Here is a 24,696-nt window from a genome sequence, read left to right as displayed (position 1 = left end):
CGGTCACGCGCCTTGATGGTCGAGTTGCCGGTTGCCGTGTGTGGTCGCCGGGGGCGTATCGGCTCCAGGTTCCTCCGGCTCGGTGACCAGCCGGGTGGCTGCCTTGTCGTGGTAGCCGAGAGCCAGGGCCGGTGTCGCCTATTCGCATCCGATGCAATTGGCGTCGGTTGGCGCATCGGTACAGCAGCTGTCGGTGAGATTGGTCTTGAGCAGCGGAGGACGCCGCGAGGACGTGACCACCGGGGTCCCGCGCTGTTGGGGTATCACTGAGGCAGCAATCGAGGGGGGCTTGCCCTACGAGGGGATGACGAAGATTCCTTCTTGTCGCTACAGGGATTGGCGGTAGCCGAAGAACTCGTGGTCTGGGTTGTAGCCACCGTGTCCGCCGCCGATCCGGGAGAAGTCGGCGACGAACTCGATGCCCTGGATCCACTTGATCTGTTTGAAGCCGAGCTGTACCTCGTTGCGCAGGCGCAGCGGGGCGCCGTGGCCGAACGACAGCGGTTGGCCGTTCATGTCGTAGGCGAGCATGGTCAGGTGGTGGCTCATCTGCTCGATGGGGTGGGCGTCGTAGTAGCGTCCCTTGTCCGGGCCGTCGCCCAGGGAGTAGAAGACGACCCACTTGGCCTCGGGGTTCGGCTTGACCAGGTCCAGGATGGTGCGCATGGACACGCCGCCCCACTTGGCGACGCCCGACCAGCCCTGGATGCAGAAGTGCTGGGTGATCTGCTCGTGGTGGGGCAGGGCCCGTAGCTGGCGCAGGTCGAGTTCGACGGGGTTGTCGACAAGGCCGTGGATGTGCAGCTTGTAGTCGGCGAAGTTGCCGTCGTAGAGCCGGCGGTATTCCGGTGAGTCGGGGTACTGGCCGTTGTGCCAGAAGTATGGGGAGATGTCCTTCTCGGTGTACTCGCCCGGTTTGGCGTCCACGTGCTCGAAGAGGCGCTGTGCGGGGCCGATGAGCGCGTACCCGGCGCGCTGCACCGCTCGGGGGTGGCGCAGGGTGAACGGGGTGGCGGCGATCCAGCCGGCGATGACCACGGCCATCGAGGCGAGGAAGATCCACAGGCCCGTCCCGCCGTTGCCGCCGCGGGCGGCGTACATCTGGTTGAGGTTGCGTTGCAGGTCTGTGGTGAACACCAGAGCAATGTGGGCCACGATGAAGACCAGGAACCACACGAGGACCAGGAAGTGCAGTGAGCGCGCTGCCTGGATGCTCACCGGCTTGCTGATCCACCTGAACCGGGTCGAGAGGGCCGGCGACATGCCCAGTCCGGTCAGCAGCGCGAGCGGAGCGGCGAGGAAGGCCGTGGTGAAGTAGGAGAGCTGCTGCAGGCTGTTGTAGTTCACCCAGGCGGGCCCGGTCGGCCAGTCCAGCGATACATACTGGATCAGCGCCGACGCCGCGTCAGGGAAGACGTCCCAGCTGGTGGGGACCACCAGGCGCCACTGTCCGGTGGTGAACAACAGCAGGTAGAAGACAAGGCCGTTGAGCAGCCACAGCGTCCCCACACCCAGGTGCCACCAGCGGGCCAGCCCGATCGAGTGCCGAAGCCCGGGCAGCCCCACCTGTCCGGGCAGGGCGATGGAGTCCTTCTTCGCCGTCCACAGCGGATCGGACGGCACCGGCCTCTGTACCCGGAACCAGTCCCGGCCCGGTGTGCTGTGTCTGGTCCAGTACAGACGCGGGTGGTCACCGATGATCTGGATCCCGGAGCGGATGATGAAGATCATCAGGAACAGGTTGAGGAAGTGCTGCCAGCCCAGCCAGGCCGGCAGCCCATCCATGCGCATGGAGCGCGCGACCAGGATCGTGCCCGGGTGGTCGTGGATGAACCGCTGTACCGGCCCAAGGGCGCGCAGTTGCTTGGCCGCCGCGACAGCGATGATCAGGGCCAGGAACCCGAGGGGCAGCAGCCAGAGCAGGTTGAACCACCTGTCACGGCCGATGCGCACCCGCGGAGCGACTCCGTACGCCTGCGGCACCGAACCGGACCAGGTGGCCGGGTCGATGACATCCTCCCCCTCGGTAAGTTCCCTCCGGTAGTCCCGCACCGCCTCCGGAGACACGGGCATGTCCGGCGGAGCCGGGACCTCGCCAGACTTTCCTCCGTCCACCACTGAGCACCCACCTTCCGCCACCCTGGCCGGTAGCGCTAACACCAGGTATCCAGCGATATTTGCCGAAACCGCACAAGATGTCGCGGAAGCCGCACCCGTGGCGCGGACACAGCGAGCAGCAGGAACGTGACGCCGAGGGTCTCGGCTGCCTCCGGCGGGGTGGCTCGCTGGAGCACGACTGCGTGCGCGTGGGCGGCGACGCATTCATCGCACTCCCGGCTCACCGCTATGGCGAGCGCGATGAGCTCTGTCAGTTGATCACCACCGACGACAGTCCCTGGAGTGAGAGGTCGTCGTGCTGCGTGCCGGGATCGGCACCCGGGGACCGGTTGGCCGACGGGGCGGCGCCAGCGGGAACTTCATAGATCCTCCCGTCGACACCTGCCCGATAAAGCTTGCCCGCCGAGAATCCTCGGCCGCCACGTCCGTAGGTGATCTGCGTGGAGAGACGCATTCCTGACTCAACGGCGCAAAGACTCCCTCCCTCGACGCGCCAGATCTGCCCTGCCGCATGGGTGGCGATCAACGGCCGTCCCCGGCCGTCGAGGGTGAGCCCATCGGGGAGGGCGAGGGCGTCGGACGGGGCTGCGGAGATCCAGCGCTGCGGGTGCGCCGGGTCATCGACCGGAATCCGGTACAGCCCGGGGGCGATGGCGGTCTGGATGACGTAGACTTGCTTTCCGTCCGGGGAAACGGCGATCCCGTTGGGCTGCCGCACCTGAGCCCAGGCGGGGTCGACCCGCCCGTCCGGCGTGACGCGGCCGATGTTCCGGCCTCCCAGAGTCGTGGTGTACACGGTGCCGTCGGGTGCGAGGGCGACGCCGTCGATGCCGCCGAGTCCCGAAGCGTACGTGGTGACCTTGCCGGATTCCGGGTCCACCAGCAGGAGCTTCGATATCGGGAGGGAGTCGCCGGTGAGCGAGTGCACGAGGTCGTTGCCGGTGCCGACCAGGAGCTGGCCGTCGTTACGGACAACGATCCCGCCATTGGCGCCTACGTTCCCGGTGAGCGGCACTGGGGTACGGCCTGGCGCATCTATGCGGTAGACGCGGCCTGTGAAGTACGCGGTGGCGAACATCCGGCCCCGTTTGTCGACGGCGATCGACTCGACCCAGTCGGGTATGTGCGCCACCTGGACCGGCGGAGCCGATCCCGTGGCGCCACAGGCCGGTGCCGCGTACGCGGGGACAGGCGCGAACACACCAGCGACCGCGGCCAGTACAACCACCGGCACGCTGCTGCGGCGCGGCCCGCGTAAGGCGGCGCGGAGCAGGCCGCTCAGTTTCCTCTTCATCGGTTCCCCTCCGTCGGCGGGTTGGTCTGCCCGGCGAAGTATCGGCTCCGGGATCTCCCTGCGCCCCCCCTCCCCAGGAATGGTGGACCGCGTTCCCGCCTGCTGGACTCGGCCATGGCGTCAACACGGGGAAGCCCCGACGACTCGTCGAACGCCTCAAGCATTCCGCGGCGCCACTGGTCATCCCCACTACAGCCCACCTGCTTCTCTGAGCACGGAGGGGCAATCGCACCCGGAGAACGGCCGAGGACCTGCATCTCTATGTCGGCAGACGTCCAGCCGGCTTCAAGATCCGGACCATTGACGGCCCAATGCCCCTCCAACCGCGGCAATCACCGTCGTTTCAGCAGGTCAGCGCCCATGTGGCAGCTGTACCACCAGCAGACCAAGAACCTCTTTGCAGCCTTCGGGCTTGTCGCGAGAGCTCCGAGGTGGCAGGAAAATCCTCGATCCATGCAATACGACCGAGGTCAAGTCGACTGCGGGCGCGTGTCACAGCAACGTAGGCGAGGCGGGCTTCCGCATCACTCACGGGCTCCGAGACCGGGCGACCACAGTCGTCGTGTCGGTCGCTGTCCGGGGGCGAGAGAAGTCATCGGCGGGCTGAAGCTGATCCGCCCCAGTCCCCTGTGCGCGATGGGCCAGGCCGTTGACGTGCTCGCCGCTCTGCCCGGCCGCATCGAGTTCGCCGGCCAAACCGCAGGCATCACGCCGCCATCTTGTCCTCCAAGCCCCGGCGCCGGTGATCGCGCGGATGCTCGGCTAGGGCGACACCACCGCCCGCCTCGCCGAAAAGGCCGGAAGTACTTGGCGCCACCATGCCCCCGGCGACCACTCACGGTGACCACGAGCCTTCAGCAACTGAGGAATACGCGGCTCCTGATTACGCGAGGTCACCGGTTACCTCAAGCAGTTCCAATTCGACGGTGAGCGGCGTGAGCCGTGGGCTGCCGGTACAACTCCCCCAGGGACTCGCCCTCCGCCCTCCCCCATGACTGCGCCAATCCCGTCGATCGGCAACGCTGCCCAACTCCGACGTGGGGGCATCCGATGCTCGGACACCCCCACTCCGTTTCCGACCAGAAGCTAGGCGGGTCCCGAAGTCATAGTGCTCCGGTCCCTCAACTCAGCTGTTGGGACGGAGAGTCCACACCACGGTCATCTCACCCGAGACCGCCTCGTCCTCGCGCTGGATGGCGATGCTCACGGGGAACTCCGGGCGCTGTCCTGCGTCAAGTTCCGCGATAACCTCGGCAATCGGGCGCCCCAGCGTGGCCGTGGCCGTCACCGGCCCCTTAGCAAGCTTCTTGTAGCCGATCTCGGCCCGTACTGCTAGTGGGACGGCCCGTGAAAGCTGGTCTCCGAACGCGGGGAGGACGATGGCGCCGCTGGCTGACTCAGCCAGTGTAAACATGGCGCCTGCGAGGGGTACCAACAGATGGACGACGCACGCGTGGGCCTTGATGAAAATTCAGAACCCCAAGGTCAGGGCCACTGCGCTTGCGCCCTGACACGCCCTTCGAGCGTTCCGGGAAGTCTGATGGGTTTCCCCAGGTCAGCACGCTCTTCGCTGAGGGTGAACCACCCCTCCGGGATCCAGCCGGTGACGTGCCCCTCGGTGAAGAGGTCGAGGCCAGGAAGCTCCGGCGCGGACGCAGCCTCTGCGACCTCCCGAGAGGGCACCTAGAGGACAGCGGAGCCGCACTTCCGCCCTTTCATAGGGGAAAGGGCGGCCGGTCAGGTGCGCCACAAAGACCCTGTCTTCCCGGAGCACTTGACCCCGCATCGGCCGGGTGATCCACAACAACGGAGCCTACGGCGTGTCCAAGGCCCCGCTCGTCCACGCGGCGCGCAGTGCCTTCTTGTCCACCTTGCCGACCTTGGTCGTCGGCAGCTGGTCCAGCAGCACCGTCTTCCGGGGCGTGTACAACTCTCCCAACTCGGCGGTCACCGCCGCACCGACCGCCTCCGGGTCGACGTCAGCACCCTCGGCCGTGGCCAGGAAAATCTGTACGGCCTCCCCGTACTCCTCGTCCGGCACACCCAGCGCCGCCGCGTTGCGCACACCGGGCAGCGTGAGCAGGAAATCCTCCAGGACCCGGGAGTAAACGTTGTCGCTGGTACGGCCGGTGACGATGATGTCCTTGGCCCGGTCGACGAGATAGAGGTACCCCTCGGCGTCGAGATAACCCATGTCCCCGGTGCGCAGCCACCCGTCGTGCAGCGCCGCCGCGGTGCGCTCCGGGTCCTCGTAGTAGCCGAGCATCACCGTCTCGCCACGGACGCACACCTCGCCGACCTGCCTGACGGGCAGTGCCTCCGCGCTGTCTTCACCACGGATCTCGATCTCGACGTCGGATATCGCGCGACCGCAGCTCCGCCAGAGCTCGGGGCGCGCGGCTCCCTCCAAGGCGAGATCCTCCGCACCGAACGCGGTGATGCCGAGCGCCTCCGACTGCCCGTAGCCCTGACTGAGCACGGGCCCGAACACCTCGACCGCCTGCTGCAGCCGACTGGGCGACGTGGCCGCGCCGCCGACAACGATCCGCCGCAGCGCGGGCAGGGCGCCCGGCTCGCACTCCGGGTGATCGAGAACCGCGTACAGCATGGGCGGTACGAACATGGTGGCGGTGATCCGCTCCTCGCGCAGTACCCTCAGCGCCGCGCCCGCTTCGAACTCGGGCAACACGACCAGGGCGGACCCCGTCACCAGAGCCTGGAGCGAGGTGAGGTGGCCGCTGCCGTGCGTGAGCAGCGTGGCGGCGAGCACCCTGTCCGTGCCCGGGTTCATGGCCGGGAAGAACACGGAGCCGGAGTCCTGCGGGGCGTCCTCCACCAGGTCCACCAGCACGTTGTAGAGCCGGTGGCTGTGCGCGGCGAGCTTGGGGCGGCCCAGGGTTCCGCCGGTGTAGAGGACGGTGACGGCTTCGTCCGCTCCCGGGGCGGGCACGCCGTCGGGGCGCACGTCCGGGCACTGGGCCGCCAGCGCCAGCAGGTCCGTGCACTGCTGCTCACAGGGCCCGAGGCTGAGCAGTTCGGGGGCGTGGACGCTGCGGCCGGCCGCGTCGGCGGCCCGCCTCGCGAAGAGCGGGTCGGTGACCACGGCGCGCGCCCGGGACTGCTCGACCAGCGCGGCGAGCTCGCCGGGCCCTGGCTCGGGCGGCAGGAACACGACGCGGCAGCCGATGAGATGGACGGCGAGCTGCACCAGGACGGAGTCCACGCGGTTGGCCAGGAACAGCCCCACTCCGTCGCCGGGCGCGAGCCCCTGCCCGCGCAGTGCATGCCCCAACCTGAACAGCCGCCGCCGAGCCTCCCCTCTGGTCAGCCGCTGCGCTCCCTGGACGAGCGCCTCGGCGTCCTCGTCCTTGTACCAGTGTTCCAGAATGCGGTCCACATACGTCCGCGGCTCGGATGTTTCCTGTGCGTTAACAATCACCAACACATCCAAACATGCCGCTGAGAAGCCGTGGCCTCACGGGGGGCCACCTTCGACCATCAGCTGGCGAAGTACCATGCCCATGCCTTGATGAAAATTCGGTATTCGCAGGTAAGTTGAGCGCTTGAGAGAGCGCACGGAACGCTCGTCATCATGGCGGGGAAAAGCTCCCCGTGGTGTGACCTCAGCAGGCCCTTGCACGCGTACGTCTTCGCGTTGACATACAGCGGCGGCCGGGTCCTCATCACCCCTGGGAAGGGGTACCAAGGCCGACCTGTTGTTCGCGGACATGCCGACAGTCCCGTCGTCATCGCCCCGCGGCGGGGTACCAACAGGGCCGCCGGTACGAGACCCGGGCGGAAGTCGCCGCGTCCTCATCACCCCTGGATGGGTACCAACAGGAACCGCGGCCCGTACGCGCGGCGGACTGCGGGGGCCTCATTGTTCCTCGGAGGGGTACCAACACCACGATCACGGGCGGGCAGCCGGGGCACGAGGTGGCTTTCATCGACCCTGGGAGGGGTACCAACTCGACCAGGCGCCGGAAGTTCGCGGTGCTGTTGCGCGCCCTCATGGCCCCTGGGAGAGGTACCAACGCGGCGCCCTTGGCGACGGCGGCTACTAGGGCGTGTTTCGAAAGTGGTTGCCGATGTGAGAGGTGGTGTCGTGGCGGCCTCGCCTGCTGCGGTCAGCCCGGAGATGATCAGGGGCTTGCAGGAAAGGGCGGCTCAGGCCCTTCCCGCTGAGTACGTTGAGCACGTGGAGGGGTGGTGGCTGCGTCACGCCCCCCATTGCTCGTGGTGGGTCGGAACGGTGCTGCCGCATGGCGAGGCCGGGCCGGGCGAGTTGCTGCGCCGGGTTGTCAGGGCCGAGGAGTTCTATGCCGCGCGCGGCGCGGTCGCGCGGGTCCAGGTCACTCCGGGTGTGTGTCCTCCAAGGCTGGACGCGCTGCTGGCAGGGCGCGGCTACCGTGCGAAAAGCCCGGTGTCGCTGCAGGTGGCCTCATCTGCACGAGTCGTGGATTGGTCGTCGACGCAGCCGCAGCAGGTGAGCGTGGACGACCACCCGACGGCCGCGTGGTTCGATGTCTGGCACGCCGTGAACGGAGGGGATCCGCAGTCTGGCTGGGACATGCTCGCCCGGCTGGAACAGCCGTGCGGCTACGCCCGCGCAGCCATCGGGGACGAGGTCGTCGCGGTGGGCCGCGTGGTCGTCGACGACGGCTGGGCGGGGGTGTTCGGCATGGCGACGCTGCCCCAGGCACGTGGCAGGGGCGCGGGCCGCAGCGTGCTCGCGGCGCTGGCACGCTGGGCGGAGTCCCGCCGGGCCGGCCGCATCTACCTGCAGGTGGAATACGATAACCTCCCCGCTCTCCGGCTATACGAGAAAGCGGGCTTCACCGAAGTCTGCACGTACCACTACCGCACGGCGGGCTGATCCCTGGCCTGGTCACGGTCACAGCCACTCGCCGATGGCGGCGACCAGCACGGTGGCCACGTAGCGGACGGCGAGCTTGTCGTACCGGGTAGCGACCGCGCGGTGGCGCTTGAGGCGGTTGATCCCGCACTCCACCGCGTGGCGCTGCTTGTAGTCGGTCTTGTCGAACTTCGGGGGCCGGCCGCCGCGCGAGCCGCGCTTCTTGCGGTGGGCGATCTGGTCGCGCTTCTCCGGGATGATGCAGAGGATGCCGCGTCGACGCAGGTAGGCGCGGTTCGCTCGGGAGCCGTACGCCTTGTCGGCACGCCGACCTGAGCCAGATCACCCGGGCTGTGAAGCGCAGACTCAAGCAGATCCAGTACGGCCCGGACCTGGTCGACGGATGCCTCGCCGGCACCGGCCTGGTCATAGACGGCTGACCGACATCACACAATCAAGTTCTAGTCGGCCTCTAGCAGCGGGGATTCACCTTGCCGACGTCGTGCGGAAGCTTCCGTACCTGGTTTCCTGGGGCGGGTTCGCTCGGCCCATGCGGCCACCGGAGGTCCTGCCACGCCCAGGCCCGCGAAGAATGCGCCAAGGAGTAGCCATCCCGTGTGTCCGAGCGCAAGGACTGCTCCGGTCAGGATCACAGGGGCGAGGGCTTGGCCTGCGTCGAAGCCGATACCGAAGAGGCCCTGATATTGCCCTTGGGCATGGTCGGGTGCGAGACCGAAGCCGAGCGCGAAGCTGGCCGACGACTCCCACACCTCTCCGACGCTGTGGATGCACACTGCAAGGACGGCGAGCGCCGGTGCGACCCACGCGGGAACATCAGCTGTCAGTGCCATCAACGGACAGCTGATAAGGAACAGGAGCCCGGCGAGGCGGAAGGCGCGGCCGCCCTGTCGTGGGGTTTCCACCTTGGAGCCAAGTCTGCTTTGGAGCAGCATGCAGACGCCGCTGTTGATCGCGTAGACCGCTGCCACGGTCCAGCGCGGTGCGTCGGTGTGGGCGGTGAGCCAGATCGGCAGCAGTACGGAGACGGTCTGGTACTGCAGGCCCATGGCACTGTAGAGCGCAACGAAGGACACGTACGGCCGGTCGGCCAGGACGGACCACTGACGGTGCTCCTTGGGCCGGGGCAGGGGCCGGTAGTTCGGGACGCCTAGGAACACGATCAGTGCGGCGCAGGCGAAGCTGGCGGCGTTTGCCAGGATCAGCCCGGTGTAGGCAGGGCGAGTGTTGATCTGGATGGCGAAGGCCGCGCCCAGGGTGCCCACGACGACGCCGAGATTGACGAAGGTGCGGAGTCTGGCCCGGAAGGCGGCAGGACGTTCACCGCCGACTCTCGCGATGAGTGCACCGCCCGCGGCGCCGCTTGCCGTGGCCGCCAGCCGGTCCAGGGTGGCGACGAGCGTGAACGCGAGCCAACTGTTGATGAAGACGAAAGCCGCCATCGTGGCGGTCTGTAGGGCGAGGGTTATCAGCCAGATCGTGCGTGGTCCGTACCGGTCCGCTAGATTCCCCGCCGGTATGCCAGCCACCAAGCCGCTGAGGCCGGCGATCGTCAGACCCGCTCCTACCTGTGTGGCGGGCAGGTGCACCACGAGCGTGAAGTAGAGGATGGCAGCGGTGTTGAACAGACCATTGCCTACCCTGCTGACGAAACTGGCGGTGATCAGAGCTCGCTGCGGACCAGAAGCTAGCCCACTGGGCACCTGTTGCCTGGACCCCCTCCTGGTCATGTCGATCAGGCTAACAGTGGCACTTCACAGCATCGTTCAGCCCCCGCCCTGCGCATACCTCATCCCCCAGGGCTACCGGCCCGACGGCCGACCGGCAGGCAAACCGGGCCGACATCACCCAATCAAGTTCAGTAGCTGCTCTTTGTGGCACCCCAAGCACGCCCCTTGACCATCCCGCTTCCAACGACACGTCCGGGACACCAGATGGTCCTCAGGACGAATATTGACAGCGGCCGACTCCGAAAATAGAGGCTACGCAGCAGCTCGATACGTAAGGCCACTCCCCGCCTGATCCACCCCACGCGAGGTCACGGTGTGACACTCCATCAGTTACACCTGACGCAGCATCAGCTAAGTCAGCATCCACCCTGCCAGAGGTGGTGACAGGTGACGACACATGCACATGCGCCAATACGCCCTGCACCACCTCTGACCTGCATAGACGCAGGTCAACCCGCTACTCCCGCAACCCTGCCCCAACTCCGGCGCCAATGGAAGCCGAAGAGGTACCGCGATCAGCACCCTCTGAGGTCGGTGTGCTCATTTCCCGACAGTTGGCGCCCCTCCATTTCTTGAACTCCGCCCGGCTCCTCTCGCCGAGCCTCGACGGCTGTTCCGCGGAGGGAAGCGACCACTGTCATGTTCGAAGCAATTGAGGATCGCCACGCCGCGCTGCTCCAGCACACGTGCCGACCGCGTGGTGCACGACCCCCGAGTGCTGTCGACGGGACTGGGAGCAGTCAGGTAGCTAACACCAAGATCCGGACCATACACGGACCACTTCTCTCCCGATGGCGGTCACAACCACCGTTTCAGCAGGTCAACACCGCCATGAGCGCTGCACCACCAGCAGACCAAGAACCTCTTTGCAGCCTTCGGGCTTGTCGCGAGAGCTCCGAGGTGGCAGGAAAATCCTCGATCCATGCAATACCACCGAGGTCAAGTCGACAGCAGGCGCGTGTCACAGCAACGTAGGCGAGGCGGGCGTCCGTATCACTCACGGGCTCTGAGACCGGGCGACCACAGTCGTCGTGTCGGTCGCTGTCCGGGAGCGGGGAGAAGTCATCGGCGGGCTGAAGCTGATCCGCCCCAGTCCCCTGTGCGCGACAGGCCAGGCCGTTGGCATCCTCGCCGCTCTGCCCGGCCGTATCGAGTTCGCCGGCCAAACCGCAGGCATCACGGCGCAATCTTGTCTTCCAAGCCCCGGCGCCCGTGGTCGCCCGGATGCTGGGCTACGACGACACCACCGCCCGCCTCACCAAAGAGACCGGAGGCACCTGGCGCCACCATGCACCCGGCAACCACTCACAGTGACCACGAGCCTTCAGCAACTGAGCCATACGCGACTCCTGATTACGCGAGGTCGACTACCCCAAAAAAACAGTTCCCATTCGGCGGTGCGCGGCGTGAACCGTGGCCTGCCGGTACAACTCCCCCAGGAACTCGCCCTCCGACCTCCCCCACGGCTGCGCCCATCCCGCCGGTCGGCCACGCCGCCCAACCCCGACCGGCGTGGGGGCATCCGCTGCTCGGACACCCCCACTCCGTTTCCGACCAGAAGCCAGGAGGGTACCGAAGTCCTCGTGCTCCGGTCCCTCAACTCAGCTGTTGGGACGGAGAGTCCAGACCACGGTCCTTTGGACCCGCGGTCATCCCCTCGACGGCCCGCCCCTCCGAGCTGTGCATATCTGGACCTAACAGGGCAAAGGTACCCACCTATGCCCGCTGGTCCCCGGCTGTTCCCGCCTGCACTGTGACCACAAAGTGACCTTCGGGCCATGGGGAGGAGGAGGCCCATGCCGCCTTAACCTGCGGATTAGTGTGGCTCGGACGAGGGGGCCCCTATGCGCAGCCGGTAGCGTACGCAGGGGGGCGAGGTGCCCTGATGCGGGTCCGAGCCGAGGAGGGGGCAGCGCGTGAAAAACCGGTTCGCAGGTGGCTGCACAAGGTGTTCCGTGCTGGTGTTCCCAAATGGCGGGTTCCTCCGTAAGGGCGACGAGGGTTGGGAGGTGTGGTGCGCGACCTGCCAGAGCCTGGACGAACTCGCCGAATCCACGGACTTTGATCCGGAGAACCTTGAGCTACCAACGGTGCCGCCCTCCGGCTGCGCGACCACCGTCGACCTGCGCGTACTCGGCATGACCAGGGCGTGCTGGAAGTGCCGCAAGGACACCTTGTGCCTGATAGGGCTATACCCGGACCGGCCCTCCCACGGCTACGTGGGGCTGCACACCACGGACAATGAGAAGACGATGGCATTGTGCCAGCTCTTGGTGCAGCGCATGGGGCGCACTGACCTGGCCGCCGGTGTCAAGAGCCGGTACAGCAGGACCATGCGCGAGCGGCAGCTGGCCAACGGCTGTTGGCACTGCGATGCGCTTCAGGGCAACTTCCCGGTCCATGAGGAAGCCCTGGGCCGGGTTGCTGCGGGTGGAGTGAATGGTCTGGACACGCTGCTGGTGGCCATTTGTCCAGTGCTGGAATGGCAGACGGTCGTCTACGACTTCGCCGGCGGCGTCATCGCAATCTGATCGAGTATGGGCCGGGCCCTGGCGGGCTGGCCTCCTCTCACGGGGGGCCAGCCGGCAGGGCATTGGGCCGGACGGCTGTTCCTCCCTGCGCTCGGGCGGGTCTTCGCCTCGGGGCGCGAGGCTACCTTCCCAGCTACCGGCAGCTCTATCGGCTCGCGTGATCCCGCGGCTACCCGTCTCCGTCAACGGGTTGCCCAGGAGCATAGGGACAGGCGATGCATGGCGGCAACGGACTTGACCTGCGTAGTGACCGCTTGGGCAACCGGGCGTCAGGGGCTCCGGCGACTGCATGCCCGGCAGCCGTGACGTAAGGCAGCCCAGTACCTCTCAGCTCTCTTCCGTCTCGTCAAGATGGAAGGGGATGTTGCGGAGCTCCATCTCTTTGCGTAGGCGCTGCGTGAACTCTGATTTTCTGTATCGAGCAAACCACCAAGGGAGCGCACTGATCATTTCCGTGCGAGCGTCAGAGGATAGTTCAGATATGAACTCCTGGAGTATATGGGCTATGGCTACCCACGCGTTTTGCGGGTCGTAAACGGCGGCCTTTCGGGCAAGGTTTTCGATGCGGGTGATTGCGCCCTCATCAAAACTCCCGGGGTTGTTCATGAACGAATGAGCGAGCGCCATCCCGGGATCGCTGAGCACGCGGTACCGGAAGGCTTCGATGCGAGCGATCTCCCGCTCTTGCTCCTCGGTCTTGAGCCGCGACTCGCGTTGGCGGCGCCGCTCTGCGGTTGCGTCAGCTATGTCCGCTGGATCCGCCGTGATCTGCGCGTGACCCCATGCGATCCGAACCGCTTCGTCTTTAAGGTCGCGGGGGACGCCGAGGAGGGTATTGACTCGGTGCTCGACTATTTCTGCTTGGTTCAACGGGCGTTTGTTGGCCACGGATTCGGCCACGCCTCTCACGTAGTCGCACGCCACTGCCTGTGGGTCGTGATGCGTTGGACTCGGTGAAATTTCCTCCCAGGCCAAGGTTAGGTCGGCATGGAAAAAGAAGTCCGGGTTCGCGCTGGCTAGTTGCACGGAGAAGCCAGCGCGACCCGTGCGTGGTTCATTGCGGTATCTGCGCATCAGCTCTCGGTGTAGGGCGTGCGGAGCTGGTGTGCAGGATCGGCCTCGCGTGCAGAAGCCAGGAGTGATTCACGTAGTGTGCTGCGGCCGTCTTGCGGATCGGGCAGTACAACCGGGGACCAGTTGTATGCGAAGTGTGTGAGCCTGAGGAACCTGTCCGCGATGTACTGTCCGCGGTCGGCTGCTGGGTCGTGGACGGCCCGCGTGAAGATATCAACGACTGGCCCTCTTAGCGACGGCATTTGGAGGGCGGTGTCCATCCAGAGCTTGAAGGCTGAGGCAGAGGTCTCGTCCAAGGGCGAGGAATCGAGCCCAGAGCGCCACCCGCCTATGAAGAGGGCTTGATCACTGGGTGTGATCTCTCCTCCGGTGGCAGACGAGAGCAGCAGCGGGATGCCTGATGTATTGCGTTCTTGGGCCAAGGCCATGAACGACCTGCGGCCGGCCTCCCGGAGTGCCGGATCGTCGCTGGCGCACCAAGTGGACAGGTTGGAGCGTACCTGTCCCCGTACGTTCGGTTGATGCCACAGCCTTTGCATCGACTCACCGACCGCCTCGGCAATTTTGCCGGAGGGGGCAGCAGCAAGGAAGCTCAGACGGTAGAGCATCATTTTTGGGTACTCGTCCGCAAGTGGTCCGCCGCATGCGCGAGCGACAGCTACCTTCAAGTCCTCGGTGAACTTGCCCTTCTCGTCCTGGGCCCACTTCTTCATCCGGTCGCGCATAGCTCGACCGATCACTGGGTGTAGAGCGCCGGCAGTAATCAGGTCTCGAGCGTGATCCTTCAGGGAGTTATGGCTGGACCATTGAGTGGCCACGTCCTGAAGCAGCTTGAGGGACTTGTGGTGCGCGCTGTAGCGCAGCACATATTGGCCGAGGCGGTTGGTAATTCGCTCCGCATGCTCTGGGTAGGTAACCGGAAGGTTTGCCATCCAGGGGACGACGATGTCGGTGAGGGGCATACGGTCGACCCAGAAGTATTCCAAGACGGCGTCGGCGTAGTCCGGCCGCTGGAATCGAAGCGTATCCTGACGCGTCAGCGTGGCGCCGATGCTCCAAGCCAATTCGATAATTCCCGGGCCGCTTTGCCCGCCGCGATGGTTAGTTACGTCTTTGAGTTTCTGCGAGAGGCTGGCGGCTGCCTCGAAGATATCTCCGACGGGTGAGCCCTCCAGCAAGGCTGCAGCGAGGAGAAAATTCCGTCGATCGCTGTCCGGATTTTCTATATGCCACGTACGCAAATGGGTGCGCCAACTGCCCAGGGCTTCAAGGACGTTGTTTATTTTGATCTGTGTGCGGGAAAGCTGCTTTCCGTCGACCTCCTTGAGATCTTCTTCGAGTACGGGGGCGAAGTGTTCAGCCCGGATGGCATTCGCCCAGCGAACCGCATCATCGGGCTTCCGTCCGCCGAGCTTCTTGACGATTTCTTCGTCAGTGAGCCATTCGCCTGCCGGAACAATGGGTTGTTGTTTCTCCAGGCGAGCGCGGACGATCGCAGTTGCTTCCGGGTACTCTAGATGGACCGCTAGATCATCTGCGCCACGGCCTGCTATCTCCCACAAGTTGGGCCGCACGGCCACGACAAGGATCGACTGACTCTCTTCCAAGATTGCTTTATCAGCGAGCAGATTCTGGCCGAAGTCTTCACCGACCTTTTGCTCTTCGCTTCGGAGGTCCAGCAGCCAGGCTCCGCGCTGGTCCTTCAGTTGCTCGACGAGGGTGAAGCTGTCATTCGGTTCGCGTCGAACCTGACGAGGCCGTAGCTCTTGGTGTTCGTGGAGCAAGTGGACCGCAGTCGTGTACCGGCCGACCCCTCGGTCTCCTACCAGGACGACGATGCGATGCTCGTCAAGCTTCTTCCGCATCGCACTGATGTTCTTGGGCTCGACAAAGCCGACCAGGCATTCATCGATCCACTCGCTCGTCAGCGTGCGGGCCTGTACGAGACGGCTCACCGTCTGGTACAGATTACCGATGACGGTGCCGTTATTTGTGCCTATGCGCTGGATCGTACGAGAAGATGCGCCGTCGCTTTCATCGTCGTCTTCCCAGTCCTCCAGCTCCTCGTCGCCGACAAGCTCGTCTGCCAGCTGCGACGGATCCTGTTTCGGTCTATCGGCGCTGGCGGGGTGGGGCGGTCCAGCCGTCCCGTCACCCGGCTCCGGGGCCGGCGTGGGAGGCGGGTCGGTGACTGCTTCGGGCTTGCCTGTTGTCTCCGGTGAGGTGCGCCCACCCGGCTCGTTCTCCGGCTTCCCCACGCCGGTCACGTCTGACTGATCCATGCTCGTGCTTCCCCCTGTGGAGACGACCGTTGCTGCTTGTACGCGGGATTGATCGCAGCTACACGGACAGCCGAAGTCAACCGCCGATGATGCGCTTGCTCTTGATGCCGACGACTTCAGCGTCGGCCTCGACGGTGCGGGCGTCCTGGATCACCTGGGCGCGACCGCTGACCTCATCGGCGTCCATTCCGGTCACCTTGCCCCTGACGGTGCCCAGGCGCTGATCCACGACCGGAGAGCCAGTCGCGGGTCGCTCTTCGCCGGCGAAGGTGATGCGTTGCCCGTAAACCGCCTCCAGGGCTCCTCGCAGGCGCGCCAAGCTCCTGCGCACACCCTCGTTGCTGCCGTCGAGAAGGTGTCCCTGCCCCTGGTCGTTGAAGACCTCCAGAGCGTCACGCATAGCAATCAGCGCCTCTTCGCGGTTGGTGACTTCCAGCTCGTCGGGCGACAGAGGAAAGCGCAGCTCGCCTTGAAGTACGTCAGGGACCGCAACCCTGTCTCGGGCCTCCGCCCGCCGGTCGAGCGCCGCGCTCAGCCGCCCGTACAGGAAGGTGAAGGCTTGCGTGAGCGCTGCCCCTGTAAGGACTGGAAAACTCAGCGGGTCCATGCCGCTCCCCCCGTCGCATACACCAAGAACCAGACTGAATGTGCGTTCAGTTCTACCAAGCGATGCCGAAAATCGGGCGGGTGATACGGGGATTGGCTGAATACCAATCAGCCTGACTGGATAGCTAGTTGCGGGAGCGTCGTGTTTCGGACTCAGGATGCTCTGACCATCAGCATGGTCTCGGCTACCCAGTGGTACCCCGTCAGCGTGCCGTCACCTTGTGATCACCACGAAACGCCCTCTTGCCGGCGACGGTCAGGCTCAGCCACGCCCTGTCTAAGGACTCGTCGACGCCGACCGTAGGCCCCGACCACATCGTCGCGGGCTGGCGACTGTCGAAAACCAGCGGCGCAGGATCACCGAGGCCCGTCCGGCACGGTCCACCAAGCAGTCCGCGGTGAACTCGCGGCCATGAAGCCTCTCCTGCACCACGAGGTCCGGGACGAGCTCGCATAGGGCTCGAGCGTGCTCCCGACGGTCGATGAAGTGGACGTTCTGCGCTCCGTGGCCGCGCCGGGGCCTGATGACCAGCTCTGCCCCGTCGGGAACCTGGTCGATCGCCTCGGGACGCCGAGTGCGAGGGGTCGCGATGCCGTGCTCGGTCAGCACCTGGTGGAACGCCGCCTTGTCGATGCAGGAGCGCACCGACTCGGCGTCCGGGAGCCCCAGCCGGACGCCGTCGGCTTCCAGCTGGGGCAGCATGTCCATCAGCGGCGGGATGCCGTTCTCGATACCGGCCACCAGTGCGTCCACGGCCAGCTCCCGGCACACCTCAAGTTCATCAACCCGAAACGGTTCAACGAGTGGGAATGGAAACGCGCTCTGGCGGACGTGGGCGTAATTCCGGCTCCGGCGCGGGAGAAGCGATCGGAAAACAGTGTGACCTCAATGTGCCCCGCGAAAGCAGAAGATCAGCGTTTTCGCAGATCAGAGGTCATGAGTTGGGCCGAAGCGTCCACCAGATCGTCATCTCACCCGAGACCGCCTCGTCCTCACGCTGGATGGCGATGCTCACCGGAAACTCCGGGCGCCGCCCCGCGTCGAGTTCCGCTATGACCTCGGCAACCGGGCGCCCCAGCGTGGCCGTGGCCGTCACCGGCCCCTTGGCAAGCTTCTTGTAGCCGATCTCGGCCCGCACCGCCAATGGGACGGCCCGTGAGAGCTGGTCTCCGAACGCGGAGAGGACGATGGCGCCGCTGGCCGACTCAGCCAACGTAAACATGGCGCCCGCATGCGGGCCAGCGATGTGATTGTGGTATTCCGGCTGGTCAGGGAGGCGGAGCACGGCGCGTTCCGGAGTGACTTCCAGGAACTCCAGATTCAGGGTGCGCACCATCGGCACCGTGGCAGCGAGCATCTCGCCAATCGACGTGTTTTCAACGGTCATGGACTCAATGTTACCCATCGGTAGCATCGCCCGCCATCCCCATTCCCGGCGCACCACCGGCCCGATAGAAGCCCCTCGGGTCGCGGACTCGCTCCGCCGGTGAGATCAGCAACTCCGCGCGGAACCCCGGTGTGTACCTATCGGGCACTACGCCCCCGCGTGCGGTCCACCGACATGGTTGTGGAAAGCGGACTGGTCGGGCATGCGGACCACGGCGCGCTCGACGGTGGTCTCGGTGAACTCGAGGTTCAGAGTGCGGACCATCGGCACGGACGCCGACATCATTTCGCCGATCGACGGCAGGGTCTCAGAGGGCATGAGATCATGTTACCTATCAGTAGCTTAGCTGTGAAGAGCCGGCCGCCGAGCAGTACGAGCCCCCGCCCCGCATATCGTTGACGCCCATGCAGCCAGGGCACCAACGCAACAACGGGGACAGGCCGACGCGACACCCGTCGCGGTCACGCCGCACACATCACATAGCGCGGGCACACCGGGCTTCCGCATGCTGATGGCCCGCCCCAGCTGGGCGGGGCGCAACTACCTGCTGCTCACCGGCGCCACGGTGATCGCCGGCCTGGGCAGCTCCGGCGCGTTGATCGCGACCGCCTTCGCGGTGCTCGCCGCCGGCGGCACCGCGACCGACGTCGGACTGGTCGCCGCCGCCCGCACGATCCCGCTCGTCCTCTTCCTCCTCATCGGCGGCACGGTCGCCGACCGGCTCCCCCGGCACCGCGTGATGGTCGCGGCGAACGCCCTCAACTGCGCCTCCCAGGGCCTCTTCGCGCTGCTCGTACTCACCGGCGAGCCTCGGCTGTGGCACATGGCCGTGCTCGCCGCGCTCGGCGGCACCGGGCAGGCGTTCTTCGCGCCGGCCGCCGAGGGCATGGTGCTCGCCAGCGTCTCCGGTGAACAGTCGGGCCGCGCCTTCGCCGTGTTCCGCATGGGGATGAACGGCGCGAACATCGGCGGGGCTGCTCTCGGCGGCGCGCTGGTCGCCGCGGTCGGCCCCGGCTGGGTACTCGCCGTCGACTCCGCCTCGTTCGCCCTCGCGGGAGCGCTCCGCGCCTTCCTCGACGTCAGCGAGGTGCCGGCCCGTACACCAGGCGGCGGCCTGCTGCACGACCTGCGCGACGGCTGGCGCGAGGTCGCCTCCCGGACGTGGCTGTGGGCGGTGGTGGTGCAGTTCGCCCTGGTCAACGGACTGCTATCGGCAGCCGAATCGGTCTATGGGCCACTCGTCGCCGAGCAGCATCTGGGCGGCGCCGGGCCCTGGGGACTCGCCCTGGCCGCCTTCGGCGCGGGCACGGTGGGCGGCGCTCTGCTGATGACCCGCTACCAGCCCCGGCGCCTCCTGCTGACCGGCACCCTCTGCGTCTTCCCGCTCGCCCTGCCGTCCGCCGCACTCGCCATACCACTCCCGGCGGCCGGACTCGCCGCGATCATGTTCGGCACGGGAATCACCGTCGAGATCTTCTCGGTGACGTGGATGATGGCACTGCACCAGGAGATCCCCGAGGAGAAGTTCTCCCGGGTGTCCTCCTACGACTGGTTCGGCTCCCTCGCCATGGTCCCGGTGGCCACCGCACTGGCCGGTCCCGCACAGGACCTCATCGGCCGCACCGCCGCCCTGTGGAGCTGCGCGGTGTTGATCACCCTCCTGACCGCGGCGGTCCTCTGCGTCCCCGACATCCGACGCCTCACCCGCCGCCCCCCGGACGCGACCACCCCACCCCCGCCGCAATCCCGCGCCGACAACGCCCGGCCCACGCGCGCCTAGCCCACGCTGAACGCGCCCTCCGGCGGTTCCGGTGACGCCACCGCGTCGGCATCCCGTACGGGGTCCGCGTCGCCGATCAGCCGTCGCAGCGCCGCACCGTGCTCCACCCGTGCCGGGAAGGCGTCGCCAGCCGCCCGCCGGGCCAGCTCCGCGATGGGGAGTTCGGTGCGCGAGGCAAGCAGCACAACATTGCCGAAGCGGCGGCCCCGCAGCACAGAGGGCTCGGCGATCAATGCGAGATGCTCGAAGACCGTGGCGAAGTTGGCCAATTGACGTCGCAGAAAGCCGAACGGTGCGCTGTCTGCCAAGTTCGCCGCGTAGCACCCGTCCGCGCGCAGCACCCGGGCGGCGGCCTGGGCGTACTCGACCGACGTGAGGTGCGCCGGCACCCGCGAGCCGCCGAACACATCGGCCAGGATGACGTCTGCACTGCCCGCCGGCGCCGCCTCCAGGGCCGTACGGGCGTCCTGCGCACGCACCGTGATACCGCAGTCGTCGGGAAGCGGAAGCTGCTCCGCCACCAGAGCGAGCAGTCCACGGTCCGCTTCGATGACAATCTGCCGGGAGTGCGGGCGGGTAGCGGCCACGTAGCGCGGGAGCGTCAGCGCCCCGCCCCCGAGGTGCAGCACGTCGAGCGGCGCTTCCGGGGAGGCCGTCTCGTCCAGAAGGTGGGCGAGGCGTTGCACGTACTCGAATTCGAGGTGGGTGGGAGCGTCGAGGTCGACGTACGACTGGGGTGCGCCGTCCACGGTGAGCAGCCAGGCCCGGCGCCGGTCGAGGTCCGGCAGGAGCTTCACGGTTCCACTGTCCACGTCCCGGGTCACGGGGATCGGTTCGGGCCCGGCGCTGCCGCGGGCCCGGTCGTCCCCTGGAGTGCTTGCCTCTTCGGCAGTGCTGACCTCTTCGGTCCCTGAGGCGGGCTCCTTCCCTCCTGAGGCGGGCTCCCTCCCTGTGGCGGAACCGGTCCCTGCGGCGGGCCCGGTCCCTGCGGCGGGCCCGGTCCCTGCGGCGGGCCCGGTCCCTGCGGCGGGTAGCCGGGAGTGGACGGCGGGTATCCGGGAGTGGGATGTGCCGGTATCGGGGGTCGGATCGAGTGCTTGGTCCACCGTCCCATTGTGCCGGTGAGTCCGGGCGTGGGCTCCGGGGTGGAGTCCGGGCGGAGGGGCCGGGTTGGGTGGTCGGGGAGGCCGGGTGGGGTCGGGGTTGGCCCGTGGGGCTCAGGCGGCTGTGGGCGACCAGAGGCGTCGGACGTCGGCGGCGTGGGTGGCTGCCTGGCGGCGGCCGGCTCGGGCGGCGGCAGCACGCCTGGTGGGGTCGAGGACATTGCGGCCGAACGCCGAGCGGGCCGCGCGGTCGGGGGTGATCACGCACACCCGGGCTCCTTGTCGGGCCAGCCGGTTGCCCTGTGACCGGGGGCCGACGATCGGTCCCCCGCTGATGGCCACCGGCGCGACGACCACCACCCGGGCGAACCCGGTGGCCAGGTCGGCGTTGGCGGCGGAGTGCACCCCGCCGTCGATCCACCGTGTGCCGTCGATGGTGACCGGCGGATAGATACCGGGGACCGCGCAGCTCGCACCCACTGCATCGATCAGAGCCACACCGCTGGTGTCGTCGAAGGCGGTCCGTTGGCCCGTGGCCGCGTCCACTGCGGTGATCACCAGTCGGCGGGCGGGCCAGTCGGTCAGGCCACCCAGGGTCCGGGCGATTGCGGCGCGCTGTTCCTTCTCCGGGACGGTGCGGGCCGCGAGGGCCAGCTTCCCCATGCGTGCACCGAACGAGACCGTGTCCCGGGAGCGCAGCGCGATGGCCGCGAACCGGGCGAAGGCGGCCGGTCCCATCCGGACGGCGGAACCGCCGCTGGGCGCGGCGAGTTGGTGAGCGTAGAGCTCCGCCAGGGTGTGGCGTCGCGAGGTGAGGTGGGCGCCGACGATCGATCCGGCCGACGTGCCGATCACGACATCCGCGTCGGCGAGGTCGATGCCCGCGTCCGCGAGGCCGGCGAGCATGCCGATCTCCCAGCCGATTCCGGTGAGTCCGCCACCGCCCAGGACCAGGGCCGTACCCGCCATCTGCCGTCCTCCCCTGCCATGCCGGCCGCACCGTTCGCGCCCTGTGGGGCGGCGGTTCGCGTGGCCGGCCGTCGTCGCGTGGCCAAGTGTGTCTGTGCCTCGGGCGCGGAGTCGGCCGCCCGTCGCGGAGCCGCCGCCCGTCCCTCCGGAAGGCGAGATCTCCCGGCCGTCTCTCCGGGCGAGCAGTTTCTCATCCGGCTCGTCCGGCGGGCAGGTTCCTGCTCGGCCTGTCACCCGTACCGCTCAGCCGTTCTTCTCGCTCATGCGTCGACGGTGCATACCGTGCCGGCGCCGACGGTGCGGCCGCCCTCGCGGATGGCGAAGCCGAGTCCCGGCTCCAGGGGCACGGCCCGGCCCAGGGCGACCGCGGCCGTCACCGTCTCGCCGGGGTGGGCGATGCCGTGCTCGCCGAGGTCGAGGGCTCCGACCACGTCCGCGGTACGGAGGTGGAATTGCGGGCGGTAGCCGGTGAACACGGGCGTACGGCGGCCGCCTTCCTCGGGCGGGAGTACGGACACCTCGGCGGTGAAGCCGCGTCGCGGGGTGACGCTGCCGGGTGCGGCGATCACGTGTCCGCGCCGTACCTGCTCGCGGTGAGTGCCATGCAGCAGCAGCCCGACGCCGTCCCCGGCCTCGGCGGACTCCATGGGCCTGCCGAAGATCTCCAGTCCGGTGACCGTGGTCTCGAATCCGCCGGCTGTGGTCTTGAATCCGCTGGCTGTGGTCTTGAGTCCGGTGGCCGCGGTCTGGTCGCCGCCGCCGAGCACGACGACCCGGTCGCCGACCCGTACCGTGCCGCGTTCGACGGTGCCGGTGACGACGGCGCCGTGCCCGGTGGGGGCCAGCACCTTCTCGACGGGCAGCAGAAAGGGGGCGTCGGCATACCGTTCGGGCATCGGGACGTAGGTGTCGACGGCGTCGATCAGGGCCTCGATGGCGCCCGTCCAGCGGGGGTCTCCTTCGAGGGCGCGTAGCCCAGAGACCCGTACGACGGGCACATGCTCCCCGTCATAGCCGTGTGCGGTGAGCAGCTCGCGTGCTTCCCGTTCGACCAGGCCGGCGAGGTCCGGGGCGCCGGCGTCGGCCTTGTTGAGGGCTACGACGATGTGGCGTACGCCGACGTGTCTGGCGAGCACTACATGTTCGGCGGTCTGCGGCATGATTCCGTCGAGCGCGGAGACGACGAGGATCGCACCGTCGAGTTGTGCGACGCCGGTGATCATGTTCTTGATGAAGTCGGCGTGGCCCGGCATGTCGACGTGGGCGTAGTGGCGGGTGCCGGTCTCGTACGCGATGTGCGCGTTGTTGATCGTGATGCCGCGGGCGATCTCTTCGGGGGTTCGGTCGATCCGGTGGCAGGGCACGAAGGTGCCGGTGCCCCGGTCGCTGAGGATCTTGGTGATGGCGGCGGTCAGGGTGGTCTTGCCGTGGCCGACGTGTCCCACGGTGCCGATGTTCAGGTGTGGCTTGGTGCGTACGTATGCCGTCTTGGGCATGGTGTGGCGTTTCTTCCTCGCAAGATGCGGTGAGGACGGCGGCATGGCGGCGCTGTGAGGCCCCTTGGGCCGTCCCTCCCCCTGTGGGTCCGCCGGACGATCCGGAGGGTCAGCTTCGTGCGCCGGTGGCTGCGGCGAGGGCCGCGAGGAAGTCGGCGGCGGCAGCCTGCGGCTCGTCCGCGGTTGCGTGCGAAGGCGCGGGGAAGGCGGCGGGGAAGGCGTACCGGACCATGTGTCCCAGGGTGCCGGGTGGCTGCTTCGGCGTCGAATGGTTTTCAGGGCAGGGGAGTTCAGGTCGGCGGAGTGGGCGCGTGCCTGGTGGGTTGCCGTGGTTCGTCATCGGCGAGACGGGGAGTGGCCGGGGAGCCGGACCGGCGCACTCCGGCCGTGGCCAGGCGGCCGGGGAGCGGCCGGCGTACGGGACCCGTTGTCATACGGTCATCTCGGGACGCTACGCTGCCCCGGTCGGCGGTCGGGCGCGCCTGTCGCCGGAGTCCGCTGTCTCCCCGCCCGCGCAGGTAAGCGCTTGATCACCCTTGGATTGCGCCTTTTCCATGACTTGGTTTGAATCTTTCGTCCTCGGACTTGTCCAAGGGTTGACCGAGTTTCTGCCCATTTCGTCCAGTGCACACCTCCGTCTGACCGCGGCATTCGCCGGCTGGAAGGATCCGGGTGCGGCGTTCACGGCCATCACTCAGATCGGCACCGAAGCGGCCGTCATCATCTACTTCCGTAAGGACATCGGCCGGATCATCTCCGCCTGGACCCGCTCCCTGGTCAACCGGGAGCTACGGCGTGATCACGACGCCCGCATGGGCTGGCTGGTGATCGTCGGCTCGATACCGATCGGCGTGCTGGGCCTCACGCTCAAGGACGCCATCGAGGGCCCGTTCCGCGATCTGCGGCTGACCGCGACCACACTGATCGTCATGGGCGTGGTACTCGGTATCGCCGACCGGCTGGCGGCGCGCGACGAGACCGGCGGCCGGCACCGCGCCGTCAAGCAGCGCAAGAACCTCACCAACCTCAGCGTCAAGGACGGCCTGCTGTACGGCGTCTGCCAGGCCATGGCGCTGATCCCCGGCGTCTCCCGCTCCGGCGCCACGATCAGCGGCGGCCTCCTGATGGGCTACACCCGCGAATCGGCGGCCCGCTACTCCTTCCTGCTCGCCATCCCGGCCGTACTGGCGTCCGGCCTCTTCGAGCTGAAGGATGCCGTCGGTGAGGGCCATGTCGCCTGGGGACCCACCGCCTTCGCCACGGTCATCGCCTTCGTTGTCGGCTACGCGGTGATCGCGTGGTTCATGAAGTTCATCTCGAACAAGTCCTTCATGCCCTTCGTGGTCTACCGCATCCTGCTGGGCATAGCCCTGTTCGCCCTGGTCGCGGCGGGGGTGCTGGCGCCGACTGCGGGCGAGTCGACGGGCTGAGGGGCGGCTCCCCCCGGGGGGC

General features: G+C 67.3%; 19 protein-coding genes and 2 pseudogenes. 4 read left to right on the top strand and 17 right to left on the bottom strand.

What is annotated here, in order from left to right:
• Positions 1-327: 327 nt before the first annotated feature.
• The 5 genes and pseudogenes from AZE13_RS24635 to AZE13_RS24620 all read right to left on the bottom strand — a co-directional run bounded on the left by AZE13_RS24635 (position 328) and on the right by AZE13_RS24620 (position 6,809).
• Entirely contained in the window at positions 328-2,073 is a 1,746-nt protein-coding gene (locus AZE13_RS24635; protein ID WP_066936129.1) for a molybdopterin-dependent oxidoreductase, read from the bottom strand.
• Between the two features lie 80 nt (positions 2,074-2,153).
• Positions 2,154-2,360 (bottom strand): hypothetical protein, encoded by a 207-nt coding sequence (locus AZE13_RS34345; RefSeq protein ID WP_258527978.1) that lies wholly within the window; start codon positions 2,358-2,360, stop codon positions 2,154-2,156.
• 8 nt (positions 2,361-2,368) lie between these two features.
• Positions 2,369-3,412 carry an SMP-30/gluconolactonase/LRE family protein gene (locus AZE13_RS24630; RefSeq protein ID WP_066936126.1) on the bottom strand — a complete coding sequence of 348 codons (1,044 nt, stop codon included), beginning with the start codon at positions 3,410-3,412 and terminating at the stop codon, positions 2,369-2,371.
• Positions 3,413-4,538: 1,126 nt separating this feature from the next.
• Positions 4,539-4,853 (bottom strand): annotated as a pseudogene (locus AZE13_RS24625) (DUF4442 domain-containing protein); the annotation flags it as partial.
• 372 nt (positions 4,854-5,225) lie between these two features.
• On the bottom strand, positions 5,226-6,809 hold the full coding sequence (locus AZE13_RS24620; protein WP_258527965.1) for a class I adenylate-forming enzyme family protein: 1,584 nt from the start codon (positions 6,807-6,809) through the stop codon (positions 5,226-5,228).
• Between the two features lie 708 nt (positions 6,810-7,517).
• On the opposite strand from AZE13_RS24620, the gene AZE13_RS24615 reads away from it, so the two are divergent.
• Entirely contained in the window at positions 7,518-8,288 is a 771-nt protein-coding gene (locus tag AZE13_RS24615) for a GNAT family N-acetyltransferase (protein ID WP_258527964.1), read from the top strand.
• Between the two features lie 18 nt (positions 8,289-8,306).
• Here the strand turns inward: AZE13_RS24615 and AZE13_RS24610 are convergent.
• Positions 8,307-8,591, bottom strand: a pseudogene (locus AZE13_RS24610) (IS5/IS1182 family transposase); the annotation flags it as partial.
• 137 nt (positions 8,592-8,728) lie between these two features.
• Positions 8,729-10,015: an MFS transporter gene (locus AZE13_RS24605; RefSeq protein ID WP_066936117.1), complete on the bottom strand. Its 1,287-nt coding sequence runs from the start codon at positions 10,013-10,015 to the stop codon at positions 8,729-8,731.
• Between the two features lie 1,955 nt (positions 10,016-11,970).
• On the opposite strand from AZE13_RS24605, the gene AZE13_RS24600 reads away from it, so the two are divergent.
• Positions 11,971-12,546: a hypothetical protein gene (locus tag AZE13_RS24600; protein ID WP_066936114.1), complete on the top strand. Its 576-nt coding sequence runs from the start codon at positions 11,971-11,973 to the stop codon at positions 12,544-12,546.
• Between the two features lie 327 nt (positions 12,547-12,873).
• On the opposite strand, the gene AZE13_RS24595 is transcribed toward AZE13_RS24600, so the two are convergent.
• The 6 genes from AZE13_RS24595 to AZE13_RS24560 form a co-directional block, all read right to left on the bottom strand.
• Positions 12,874-13,572 (bottom strand): hypothetical protein, encoded by a 699-nt coding sequence (locus AZE13_RS24595; protein WP_147264713.1) that lies wholly within the window; start codon positions 13,570-13,572, stop codon positions 12,874-12,876.
• 47 nt (positions 13,573-13,619) lie between these two features.
• Positions 13,620-15,902, bottom strand: a complete 2,283-nt coding sequence (locus tag AZE13_RS36430; protein ID WP_147264712.1) for a hypothetical protein — start codon at positions 15,900-15,902, stop codon at positions 13,620-13,622.
• A gap of 76 nt (positions 15,903-15,978) precedes the next feature.
• Positions 15,979-16,509: a hypothetical protein gene (locus AZE13_RS24575; RefSeq protein WP_066936101.1), complete on the bottom strand. Its 531-nt coding sequence runs from the start codon at positions 16,507-16,509 to the stop codon at positions 15,979-15,981.
• Between the two features lie 276 nt (positions 16,510-16,785).
• Entirely contained in the window at positions 16,786-17,262 is a 477-nt protein-coding gene (locus AZE13_RS24570) for an ATP-grasp domain-containing protein (RefSeq protein WP_147264711.1), read from the bottom strand.
• A 181-nt stretch (positions 17,263-17,443) separates the two neighbouring features.
• On the bottom strand, positions 17,444-17,896 hold the full coding sequence (locus AZE13_RS24565; protein ID WP_066936364.1) for a DUF4442 domain-containing protein: 453 nt from the start codon (positions 17,894-17,896) through the stop codon (positions 17,444-17,446).
• 147 nt (positions 17,897-18,043) lie between these two features.
• Positions 18,044-18,214 (bottom strand): DUF4442 domain-containing protein, encoded by a 171-nt coding sequence (locus tag AZE13_RS24560; protein ID WP_398780217.1) that lies wholly within the window; start codon positions 18,212-18,214, stop codon positions 18,044-18,046.
• 187 nt (positions 18,215-18,401) lie between these two features.
• On the opposite strand from AZE13_RS24560, the gene AZE13_RS24555 reads away from it, so the two are divergent.
• Positions 18,402-19,676, top strand: a complete 1,275-nt coding sequence (locus AZE13_RS24555; protein ID WP_066936095.1) for an MFS transporter — start codon at positions 18,402-18,404, stop codon at positions 19,674-19,676.
• Here AZE13_RS24555 and AZE13_RS24550 read toward each other — a convergent pair.
• The 4 genes from AZE13_RS24550 to AZE13_RS38330 form a co-directional block, all read right to left on the bottom strand.
• Positions 19,673-20,506 carry a spermidine synthase gene (locus AZE13_RS24550; protein WP_079124338.1) on the bottom strand — a complete coding sequence of 278 codons (834 nt, stop codon included), beginning with the start codon at positions 20,504-20,506 and terminating at the stop codon, positions 19,673-19,675. The two genes, AZE13_RS24555 and AZE13_RS24550, sit on opposite strands and share 4 nt — an antisense overlap.
• 387 nt (positions 20,507-20,893) lie before the next feature.
• On the bottom strand, positions 20,894-21,748 hold the full coding sequence (locus AZE13_RS24545; RefSeq protein WP_066936090.1) for a patatin-like phospholipase family protein: 855 nt from the start codon (positions 21,746-21,748) through the stop codon (positions 20,894-20,896).
• Between the two features lie 260 nt (positions 21,749-22,008).
• Entirely contained in the window at positions 22,009-23,244 is a 1,236-nt protein-coding gene (locus tag AZE13_RS24540; protein ID WP_066936087.1) for an elongation factor Tu, read from the bottom strand.
• Between the two features lie 109 nt (positions 23,245-23,353).
• Positions 23,354-23,476, bottom strand: a complete 123-nt coding sequence (locus AZE13_RS38330) for a hypothetical protein (RefSeq protein WP_258527963.1) — start codon at positions 23,474-23,476, stop codon at positions 23,354-23,356.
• Between the two features lie 322 nt (positions 23,477-23,798).
• Between AZE13_RS38330 and AZE13_RS24535 the strand changes: the two genes are divergently transcribed.
• Entirely contained in the window at positions 23,799-24,674 is an 876-nt protein-coding gene (locus tag AZE13_RS24535; protein WP_066936084.1) for an undecaprenyl-diphosphate phosphatase, read from the top strand.
• Positions 24,675-24,696: the final 22 nt, after the last annotated feature.

It is taken from the genome of Streptomyces sp. NBRC 110611 (genome assembly GCF_001590865.1).
Taxonomy (GTDB): domain Bacteria; phylum Actinomycetota; class Actinomycetes; order Streptomycetales; family Streptomycetaceae; genus Streptomyces.
Note: the sequence above shows the minus strand (reverse complement) of the source record. Positions and strands in the feature narration are given on the sequence as shown.